The sequence below is a fragment of the Synechocystis sp. LEGE 06083 genome, assembly GCF_015207725.1.
GTDB lineage: Bacteria > Cyanobacteriota > Cyanobacteriia > Cyanobacteriales > Microcystaceae > Synechocystis > Synechocystis salina.
In genome coordinates this window covers 1-8732 of record NZ_JADEWJ010000162.1, presented here as the reverse complement: position 1 = coordinate 8732, position 8732 = coordinate 1, and the positions used below count along the sequence as shown (strand labels likewise).

Genomic DNA, 8732 nt, shown 5'->3' with positions numbered 1-8732 from the left:
GTTATTAATTGGTATCCCTCTTTTGATTGCCGTTTTAGTTTTTGATCTAGTAGTAACAATTATGGCGGCAGTGAAAGCTAATGAAGGAATTCGATACCGCTATCCGCTCAAAATTACCTTTATTAAATAATATCAAATAAAATTGGCACAAACTAGAGGGATTAGTTGTTAAATTCTTCACTGCTTTGCCTACCTGTTGCAACATTGTTTTAAGTCGGCAAATAAAGACTGTGCTTTGCTTAGTAACCATTTTTTACTAGCCGGGATAATTTCGGTCAGGATCAGGATATAGTCGCCCCAGCAACCTATGCAATAACGGTGAAATCCGGCTAGTTCTCTTTGTCAGGGTGAAGTCTATGTGGAAGTCTTAACTGTGAAATGAATTTTCAATTAGCTTGCTAATACCTTGCTGGGTAAATAATGTTCAATGAAATTTACCACAGTGTTTAAGCCTGTAGTTGTTTTTAAATTAGTGAAGACAAATGGCTTTTCTCCACGCATTTTTTTTGCATCCCGGTCCATCACCTGTAAATCTGCTCCCACCATGGGTGCTAAATCTATTTTATTAATCACCAATAAATCTGATTTGGTAATTCCTGGGCCGCCCTTACGGGGAATTTTATCCCCCGCCGCTACGTCAATCACATATAGGGTTAAATCTACCAATTCTGGGCTAAACGTAGCCGCTAAATTATCTCCCCCACTCTCCAAAAACACCATATCTAGGGGCATAAAACGGGCCTCTAAATCGGCGATCGCCGCTAAATTAAGGCTGGCATCTTCCCGAATCGCCGTGTGGGGACAGCCCCCCGTTTCCACCCCAAGGATGCGATCGGAGGTAAGGGCTTCTGCCCGGACTAGAAATTGGGCATCTTCCTGGGTATAAATGTCGTTAGTGACCACAGCCAACTGGTATTTTTGTCTTAAAGCTTTGCAAAGAGCTTCCAAAAGGGCCGTTTTGCCAGAGCCCACAGGGCCAGCAATGCCAATGCGGAGGGGAGTTTGAGCCATGGTACTAACAGGAAAAAAAGATCAAGGGCGATTTTCAGTGTAACGCCTAATTTATTTTTCCTTCCGTTAATTTACTGGGGCGGAACCGGTTTGGCCGGTGTTAGAATTTGTCCATCAGCAAAAGTTCTGCGGCTCTCTCAATGCTTGATCTAATGGGCTTTTAGCCCCTGGGAGAACCCCGGCAATATTGAACTCCCTAAGCCCAAGTATCAGATAATGTCAGCGCACTTAGGAAGTCCTCTGCCCGCCACCGTTGTTTTAGTTAACCTCTACCTCAGAATATCTGTGAATTTTTGTGACTTTTTGCCAGCGAAGACTGCAAATTTTACTGATTGAAGATCAGCAATGCCAGGTGGAATTGCTCAAGATTTTGCTGGAAAGTCAATCTTTTTTTGCGGTACAGCTCCAGGTGGCCCGGACCCTGGCTCAGGGTATTAATCGACTCCAGAGTGGTATTTTCGACACCGTTTTGCTGGATTTATTTTTACCGGATGGTCAGGGCATTCCCGCTTTAACCACCATGCAAAAATTTGCTCCCCATATTCCCATTATTGTACTGACGACAGCCACAGATTTAAATATGGGTTTAGCGGCACTACAAAAGGGGGCGGAAGACTATTTAGTAAAAGAATACCTGCGGGAAAGTCAGATCGCCAAAGCAATTATCTATGGCTTGGAAAGAAAGAAAACTAAACGGCAATTGCAGACACAAATTGAGCGGGAACGACTAATGGGTCGTATTTTGGAAGAAATTCGGCAGTCATTGGATTTATCGGTTATTTTGCAGACCACTGTGGACGAAGTTCGCAAATTTCTCCAGGTTGATCAAGTGGTTATTTATCGTTGCTATTCCCCCACTGCGAGCAGAATTCTAGTAGCAGCACCTAGTTCATCTCTGCTAACCAGTGGCGATCGCCGTCATAGTCCCCAGCGGGGGCCGGATTCCAACGGGGAACCCACGGAGCCCATTCCCTGCCAAACCATTAACTCTCTCCACCCACTTCCCATTGCTCCAATCACCCTAGGACCGAGGGCTAAGGATGGAGTGCTCTTAGTCCCCATCTGGCAGAAAAAGCCCCATCAAGAAGATCGTCTCTGGGGGCAACTGGTGGTCCGGGTCGGAGACCAACAACGGTCATGGTTACCCTGGGAGATAGAATTTTTGTGCCATCTCAGCAGTCAAGTGGCGATCGCCATTCAACAATCGGCCTTATTTGCCCAGGTGCATTACCTGGCTAACATGGATGGGCTGACGGGCATTGGCAACCGCCGTTATTTGGATCATTTTTTGGAACAACAATGGCAAAAATTAGCTAAAAGCCACCAATATCTCAGCCTAGTATTGTGTGACATCGACTTTTTTAAACAATACAATGACACCTATGGCCATCTCCAGGGGGACGAATGCCTCAAACAAGTGGCTAAGTTGATGGAAAGAGTGATCAGGCGGGGTACCGATTTAGTGGCCCGTTATGGGGGGGAAGAATTTGCCTTGGTGTTACCCCAAACTAATCATCAGGGTTGCCAGGTCTTGGTGGCCCATCTGCAGACAATTTTTAAGCAGGCTCAAATCCCCCACCGTGGTTCCATCATTCAACCCCATCTCACCTTGAGCATTGGCAGCACCACCATGGTGCCATCCCCAAATATGGTGCCTACAGAATTAATTGACCAGGCAGATCGGGCCCTATTTAAAGCGAAAAAGGCCGGTCGTAACCGTCACTTTAGTTTTGCCGATTAATTTGGTAAAGATAATACTGCTCCTCTTGGATAAAACTATGACGAAATTCTGCCAAGGGAGTGATGGTTAAGCCAGGCTGGGTTACCCCTAAAGGATAGTTTAAAATCAGAATTACCGGTGGAGCGAGCTTAAGCCCTAATTGTTGATCAATTTGTTGCAAAATTTGCTGTTGATCCACTTCCTGTCTTTGGGCTGTAAAAATCACAAAACTGCCCAAGGCCTGGCTTTCTGGATAATAAATCTTTCTATTGAGGTGGGCGGCAATGGGGCTAACCATAAAATCATTACTCCCCACTAAAGTTGCTTCTTGAAGTCCTTGATTGACTAAATAATCTGCCACTGCCCGACTGGCGGAATAGGGTAAAAGTAAATCCCTGGTATATCCCACTAAACCCCCAATTAATTGACAAACTAAAATCAAACTAAATAAATAGGGGACTAATTTCTGACTCCATTGCTTCATTCCCAACCAAAACTTTTGTCGCAACAGGGGCGTGGGAGATAGGTAAAATTTTAACCAATAGCTAGCAATTAGAACTAGATAAAGGCTACCGAAATGTCTGGGGGCACCTAAAAATCTGCCGTAGGTGAACAATAAAATTCCCCCACTACCTAACAAATAAAAAAGGAAAATCAGCGGATAATCACTGAAATATAATGACCAAATCACCAAAAAAATCAGGGAAAACAGACTAAAAATTCCTAAGTCCAAAGGTCGGCGATCGGAAGGAACTAAAATCGTAATGTAGCCATTCCAAACTCGGCTCAAAGCCTGCCCTAAACGATACCAATCCCATTGCAAAATCCATTGATCCGCCCCGCCATGGAGGGTGCTGTCCCCTGGTTGCACCATTACCATCACCGACAGGGCCACGGCCGCAGTGAAGAACAAAACACTTACTGCCCTGTCCCACCAAGGAGCCTGTAAGTTTACCCCCAACGGTTTTTGGCAAATCCATTCCATCCCCAAGGCGATCGCCAGGCAGACACTGATCATTAAGGCATAGGCGTTGCTGTTGGCCATGAAGGCTAAACAAAAAGCCAGGGGGAGATAGGTCTGTTGGCGGCGGGGAAACAGGGCACAAAAGGCGAACAGTCCTAGGATGCCCAACGCATAGTTACGACTAATGAGGAGATATTCATAAAAAGGCAAATAACCGAGACAGAAGATTAACTTTTGCCAGCGGGGAAAGGGACTATAACGCAAAAAAATGGCGATCGCCGCCATGGCCAAGGCCAGATGAAATAATTGCATGGCCAGCAGGTTAGGGGTCAATTGGTTTAATAACCAGAGCAACCCGTACCACAGCAGGGGATGACCTTCGTAGCGCACATTACGCCAAAAATCCGCAAAATTAACGCTATCCCGACCAATCAACCAGCCATTGACCTCATCTCGCCAAGGAGCATGGTTTAAAGTTCCTATCAAACCCAGACAAAAAATGCCCAGCCAGAGCCACCATTCAAAGTGCGGCAGGCGATCGAGACGGCGGGCAAGGTTCAGTTTGGCCATGGAGAAGGGGTTTAATTTGTTTGCTGGACACCGTAAATCAGCATGACCAATAGAGGCGTAGCCAGGGTGAGAATAACAGTCAAGGGGGCACCAATGCGGGCAAAATCTGTGAAGCGATAGCCACCGGGGCCATAAACCATGGTGTTGGTTTGGTAGCCAATGGGAGACATAAAGCTATTGGAAGCGGCAAAGGTAACCACAAACATAAACGCCAAAGGGTTTAAGGCCAAACTTTGGGCCACCTGGAAAGCAATGGGGAGCATGAGTACCACGGTGGCATTATTGGACAAAATTTCCGTTAGCAGGGCCGTGGCTAGGTAAAACAAAAGTAGCAGAGCGTAGCCGGAAAGGTGCCCCCCTGTATCGGCCAAAAAACTAGCGAACCAGGCGGTGGTGCCGGAATTTTCCATGGCGGTGCCCAAGGGAATTAACCCTGCTAAGAGAAAGATCACATCCCAACGAATGGCCCCGTAAATTTCCCCCGGCTTCAGGCAACCGCTAATCACCATGGCCATTACTCCAGCCCAACTGGTGACGCTAATGGGCAAAATATCTAACCCCGCTGTGATAATTACCAAAGCGACAATGGCGATCGCCGTTTTGGCCTTATCTAGGCGGAGATTATCCAGGGGTTTTTCCTCCAACACCAATAGCTCCCTGGTGGTCTGCAAACCAAGAAAACTTTCCCTAGGGCCCTGGAGCAGTAATAAATCTCCAAACTTTAGGCGCACTTTCCCTAAACGCTGGCGGATTAATTCTTCCCCCCGACGAATGGCAATGACCGTAGCGTTATAGCGTTGCCGGAAACGCAAATCCTTCAGGGTGGAACCAATGAGGCGGGAGTTGGACAGAATCAGTACCTCCGCCACCTTTTCCTCCGAGGATTCCAGGGGCCCTGCCTGGCTAGTTTCAGCACCGACAAATTGCACATCGGCCAGGATTTCAATGCCCCGTTCATCCTTAATTCTGAGTAAATCTTCCCGTCCAGCCCGCACCAATAAAATATCCCCCATGGTCAAAACCCGGTCCGCCAAGGGTTGGGGGAAATGGGTGTCGTTGTGGATAATTTCCAGCACGTCGATGTCAAATTTGCGTTGAATTTCACTCTGTCTGAGGGTTTGGCCAATCAGGCTAGAACGGGGGGGAATAATAATTTCGCTGACGTAATCCTTAATTTGATACTCCGCCGCCACATTGCCATCGGACACACTGCGCCTCGCTGGTAACAGAGCCGGGGCCGCCAGCACAACATAGGTCATACCAAGGCTAAAAGTAAGTAAGCCCAGGGGAGTGAACTGGAAAATGCTGAACCCCTGCCCGGTGAGTTTCTCCGCCAAACCACTGGCCAAAATACTAGTGGACGTTCCCAGGAGGGTAATCATGCCGCCCAAAATAGTGGCATAGGAAAGGGGAATTAATAACTTGGAAACGGAAATCTGCCTCTGCCGGGCCCACTCTTCCACAATGGGCAAAAAAATGGCGACGATCGCCGTGTTGTTGAGAAAGGCGGAACTAGGCCCGACGATCAGCCCCATCAGTAGCAGTTGCCGCCGTAAACTATTGCCCCCAAATTTGATTAAACTATCCCGAATAACCTGGATGATGCCGGTGCGGGTGATGCCGTAACTTAAAATGAACATGGCCATGATGGTGACGGTGGCGGAACTGCTAAACCCCGCTAAACCCTCCGTGGGGGTGACTAAACCCAACACCATTAAAATCACAGCCACGAGAATGGCGGTGGTGTCGATGGGCAACCACTCCAGCACAAACATCACCAACGCAAAAACAATAACTGCCAGAGTGAGGGGAATTTGATAGTCTGCCAGCCAGGTTTGCAAAAAGGCCATAGTTATCCCAAAAGGTAATTAAACAAATTCTTCCCCATTGCCAGCGAGTTCACAAGAGGAAATAGTCCGATAACAATGCGTGTCATTCTGTGCGGTTACTACGGTCAAGATAATGCCGGGGATGAGGCCCTTTTGGTCTGTTTACTGCAAATGCTTCCTGCTACGGTGGAGCCAGTGGTGCTATCTGCCAATCCCCAGACTACTGAGGAGAGATACGGCGTTGAAGCCCACTACAATCGAGATTGGGGAAAAATTTGGCAACTTTTAGGACAATGTGACGGTTTTGTCTGGGGGGGAGGCAGTTTAATGCAAGATGTGACCAGTGTGATTAGTCCCCTCTATTACGGTGGTTTGATGGCGATCGCCCAGATGCGGGGTTTAAAGACCATTGCCTGGGCCCAGGGTATTGGCCCCCTCCAACGGCCACCGTTGCGCTGGTTTACCCAACAGGTACTGCGGGGTTGTAACGGCATCAGCGTGCGGGATGAGGCCTCTCTCCGGCTGGTGGAAAGATGGGACTTAAAGGCTTTTTTAGCTGCAGACCCTGTGTGGTCTTTAGCCGCTGAAAATGCGTCCCCTTCCCCTAGTCCTTTGCCCATGGTGGCGGTGAATTTACGAGCCCATCGTCTATTGACCTTGGAGCGTTTGGCGGTAATCACCCAGGCCCTCAAAGACTTTCAACAACAGACCCAAACCCATTTGCGGCTCATTCCCCTGCAAAAATCCCAGGATTTAGCCATTGCCGAGGCGATCGCCGTGGAACTGCCAGGGAGTTATGAAATTCTTTACCACCCAGACCCTAGGGAATGTAAGGGATTATTCCGGGGGGCGGAATTCACCATTGGCATGCGACTCCACAGTTTAATTATGGCGGCAGCAGAAGGCAGTGCCTGCTTTGCCCTTAGTTATGACCCCAAAGTTAGTCGTTTGATGGCAGAGGTGAAAATACCGGGTTGGGAACTGGCTAATTTACCCATGGATAGCAACGAACTCAGTCAAATTTGGCAGGATCATTTCCAGCACCGGCAACCTTGGAAAGGGGCGGAGCCACTACAAAAATCTGCCCTCCAACATCAAGCTTTATTGCAAAAGATTTTTGTCGGCTAGCTTTTGGGGTGGGAGTGTGGTAAGAATAGTAGCCCGAGGGAAACGATTCCTTGTTTCGCCAACGTCATTGCGGAACCTTAAGCTTTATTTAACTATTGCCCCGGTTCCAAAGCCCAAATATATCGCAAGATAGATTGCAAGCAGATAAGACTGTCCTAGGCTGGTACATAATCTGTAGCCTGCCTAAATTTGTCTACAGGACTTCAGTCCTAGAATGGTTGCAAAGTTTTGGCTGTTTGGGCTGTGTCCCATTGTTGCCCCCTGGCCAAAACCTCCAATATTTGGGTGTGTGGAATAAAAATTTAGTCCTTCTGTCCATTATCATTTAGCGACGATGGAGCCGGGAGGATTGTTGCAATGGCCGTAGCGAAAATTTTGGTTGCATCCAGCCAGCCAAGCCGAAATAGAGACCAAATTTTATAAAATTTTTTCCGTCCCCCATGAGTCAACCCAACTATTATCAAAATCTTTTAAATTTTCTCCGCCAAGACCTTTCCCTGCCGGCCGAATCCCTGGCGATCGCCGAACGCACCGCCTGTAACGCCATCGACAACAGCAACAATCTCCCCATCATTCTTTGGCAGTATGGGTTGATCAGTTTAGAAGAATTAGACCGAATTTTTGACTGGCTAGAAAAGTTTTAGTAGGGCCATCGCCATGCGGACGATCGCCGAAATTAACGATAAACTCAGCCGGGGACAAGCAACGGTTTGGACGGCGGAGCAGGTCAAAGCTCAAGTAGGGGAACTGGGAATTGCAAAGGTAGCAGCACAGGTTGATGTGGTCTGTACCGGAACTTTTGAGCCAATGGAATCCTCCGGGGCGGTGATTAACCTCGGACAAACGGATCCCCCCATTAAAATTCGTCAATGCTGGCTAGATGGCATTCCGGCCTATGCAGGCTTTGGAGCGGTGGATTTATATTTAGGCGCAACGGCGGCGGCGGACATTACCAACACTGGCGATAACCTCAACGAAGGGGAAGGTCTGGCGGAAAGGGGCGGTGGCCATATTATTGAAGACTTAATTGCTGGTAAAAGTCTGCCCCTGCGGGCTGTGGGCCAGGGTACCGACTGCTACCCCCGCACCACCTTGGAAACGGTAATTAGCACCGACCGCATCAATCAGTTTTACCTCTACAATCCCCGCAATCTTTATCAGAATTTCATTGTGGGTGTGAACGGTGGCGATCGCCTGCTGTACACCTACCTAGGACCCCTGCAACCCCGCTTGGGCAATGCAGTGTACTCCAACCCCGGCGCCATTGGCCCCCTATTTAACGACCCCCTCCTCCAGGCGATCGGCATTGGCACCAAAATCTTCCTGGGGGGCGGTGTGGGTTACATTGCCTGGGAAGGAACCCAACATTTTCCTCTGCAGAAACGTCTGCCCAACCACACTCCCATTGGCCCGGCAGCCACCCTAGCCCTAATTGGTGATGCCAAACAAATGGATGCTTATTGGGTAAGGGGTTGTTATCTGAAAAACTATGGTCCCTCTTTGATGTTGG

General features: G+C 48.4%; 8 protein-coding genes. 5 read left to right on the top strand and 3 right to left on the bottom strand.

Annotation, left to right across the window (positions count from 1 at the left end; genetic code table 11):
- Positions 1 to 7 precede the first annotated feature (7 nt).
- A complete protein-coding gene (locus tag IQ219_RS12715; protein WP_368667608.1) occupies positions 8 to 130 on the top strand; it encodes a DUF4870 domain-containing protein in 123 nt (40 codons plus the stop codon).
- Positions 131 to 390: 260 nt separating this feature from the next.
- Here the strand turns inward: IQ219_RS12715 and ureG are convergent, their stop codons facing one another.
- Positions 391 to 1011, bottom strand: coding sequence for an urease accessory protein UreG (gene ureG, locus IQ219_RS12710; RefSeq protein WP_194072848.1), 621 nt, complete (start codon positions 1009 to 1011; stop codon positions 391 to 393).
- Positions 1012 to 1306: 295 nt separating this feature from the next.
- Between ureG and rre8 the strand changes: the two genes are divergently transcribed.
- A complete protein-coding gene (rre8, locus tag IQ219_RS12705) occupies positions 1307 to 2752 on the top strand; it encodes a high salinity-induced biofilm formation responseregulaton Rre8 (RefSeq protein ID WP_194072847.1) in 1446 nt (481 codons plus the stop codon).
- Here the strand turns inward: rre8 and IQ219_RS12700 are convergent.
- Positions 2736 to 4265, bottom strand: a complete 1530-nt coding sequence (locus IQ219_RS12700) for a hypothetical protein (protein WP_194072846.1) — start codon at positions 4263 to 4265, stop codon at positions 2736 to 2738. The two genes, rre8 and IQ219_RS12700, sit on opposite strands and share 17 nt — an antisense overlap.
- A gap of 11 nt (positions 4266 to 4276) precedes the next feature.
- Complete coding sequence (locus IQ219_RS12695; protein ID WP_194020207.1) at positions 4277 to 6115, bottom strand: SLC13 family permease; 1839 nt, start codon at positions 6113 to 6115, stop codon at positions 4277 to 4279.
- Positions 6116 to 6190: 75 nt separating this feature from the next.
- On the opposite strand from IQ219_RS12695, the gene csaB reads away from it, so the two are divergent.
- The 3 genes from csaB to IQ219_RS12680 form a co-directional block, all read left to right on the top strand.
- Positions 6191 to 7222 carry a polysaccharide pyruvyl transferase CsaB gene (gene csaB / locus IQ219_RS12690; protein WP_194072845.1) on the top strand — a complete coding sequence of 344 codons (1032 nt, stop codon included), beginning with the start codon at positions 6191 to 6193 and terminating at the stop codon, positions 7220 to 7222.
- Positions 7223 to 7662: 440 nt separating this feature from the next.
- Positions 7663 to 7866: a DUF2949 domain-containing protein gene (locus IQ219_RS12685; protein ID WP_190597093.1), complete on the top strand. Its 204-nt coding sequence runs from the start codon at positions 7663 to 7665 to the stop codon at positions 7864 to 7866.
- A gap of 13 nt (positions 7867 to 7879) precedes the next feature.
- On the top strand, positions 7880 to 8732 hold an 853-nt coding region (locus IQ219_RS12680), incomplete at its 3' end, for a homocysteine biosynthesis protein (RefSeq protein WP_194072844.1).